The sequence below is a fragment of the Kitasatospora sp. NPDC089797 genome (assembly GCF_040684795.1).
In the GTDB taxonomy this organism is placed as follows: Bacteria; Actinomycetota; Actinomycetes; order Streptomycetales; family Streptomycetaceae; genus Kitasatospora.
The window spans coordinates 1-1,336 of sequence record NZ_JBFBGS010000120.1; the positions used below are offsets into that span (position 1 = coordinate 1).

Below are 1,336 nucleotides of genomic sequence, written 5' to 3' on the forward strand. Positions count from 1 at the left end.
ATGCTCCTATAGACGTCAAGCGGCTGGAGCAAGGTCGGTTCGCGTGGTGTGTTCGGCTGGTGCGCCGGTGAGCGCGCGGTAGACCTCGCGTGCGACGAAGCGCTTGAGGCAGCGGGTGATGTCCTTCTTGGACATGCCTTCCTTGGTGCGGCGGGCGACGTAGGCGCGGGTGCGCTCGTCGTAGCGCATGCGGACGAGCACGATCGTGTGCAGCGCGTTGTTGGCGGCCCGGTCGCCGCCGCGGTTGAGGCGGTGGCGGTGGGTGCGGCCGGAGGACGCGGGTATCGGTGCGACCCCGGCCAGGTGCGCGAACGCGGCCTCGGAGCGCATTCGTTCGGGGTTGTCCCCGGCTGAGGCCAGGAGCTGGCCGGCGGTCTCGGGGCCGATGCCGAACAGGGCGAGGAGTCCGGGGGCGGCCTGCTTGACCAGCGGGCCGATCTCGCCGTCGAGTTCGGTGATCTCCTCGTCGAGGGCCTGGTGGCGCAGGGCCAGACGCCGCAGGGCGGCTTTGGTCGCGGCCAGCGGCGTCGACAGGTCCGCACCGGCCCGCAGTCGGGCGAGGGTGCGGATCAGCGCGGCCCGCTCCATGCGCGCGACCTGCTCACGCAGAGCGGCCGGAGCCGACACGAGCAGGCCGCGGATCTGGTTCATCGCCTGGGTGCGGGCCTTGACCGCGCTGCGACGGGCGCACCGCAGTACCCGGACGCCCTCGACCACACCGTCGCGGCTCTTGGGGACGCCGTCGGCCCGGCCGGAAGCCACCGCCGTGGCGGCCGCGTAGGCGTCGATCGGGTCGGACTTCCCGCGCATTCGGCGGGTCTTGCGGTCGGGCCGGTCCACGTCGACGACCGTGACCCCGGCGGCGGTCAGCACCCGGGCGAGTTCGGCGCCGTACGCGCCGGTGCCCTCCACCCCGACCGCGATCAGGGTGCCGTGCGAACGCATCCAGTCCAACAGGTCCCGGTAGCCCTGGACGGTGGCCGGGAACTCGCGGTCGGCCAGGTGTCGGCCGAGCGGATCGATCACCGCCGCGTGGTGGGTCAGGCCGTGGGTGTCGACTCCGCCTGTGATCCTTCGCCTGTCGTGCGTCATGCTGGTCATGTCCGTCCTTGCCGATTGTCCGAGCCGAGGGCGGCACGCGCCGGTCGGGCGGGTGGACAAGACAGTGACGGGGCCTCTGGCCAGGCTCCTATGAAGTCACAAACGCCCGTCCGGCCGCGTGCGTGGTGACGCCACCGATGAGCCGACAGATCCCAAACAGGACAGTCGAGACGTCAGTCAGCCGAGGAGTCAGACCCACCAGCGACGTCACCACGAACATCATCACTGTCAGCCG

Annotated in this window: 1 protein-coding gene; it reads right to left on the minus strand. The window is 71.3% G+C overall.

Annotation, left to right across the window (positions count from 1 at the left end):
• Positions 1-15 precede the first annotated feature (15 nt).
• Positions 16-1,101, minus strand: coding sequence for an IS110 family transposase (locus AB0O91_RS41185; protein ID WP_363444690.1), 1,086 nt, complete (start codon positions 1,099-1,101; stop codon positions 16-18).
• Between the last annotated feature and the right edge of the window lie 235 nt (positions 1,102-1,336).

Coding starts and splice junctions, on each gene's coding strand:
- AB0O91_RS41185 (WP_363444690.1), bottom strand. CDS start 1,101: ATGACCAGCATGACGCACGACAGGCGAAGGATCACAGGCGGAGTCGAC.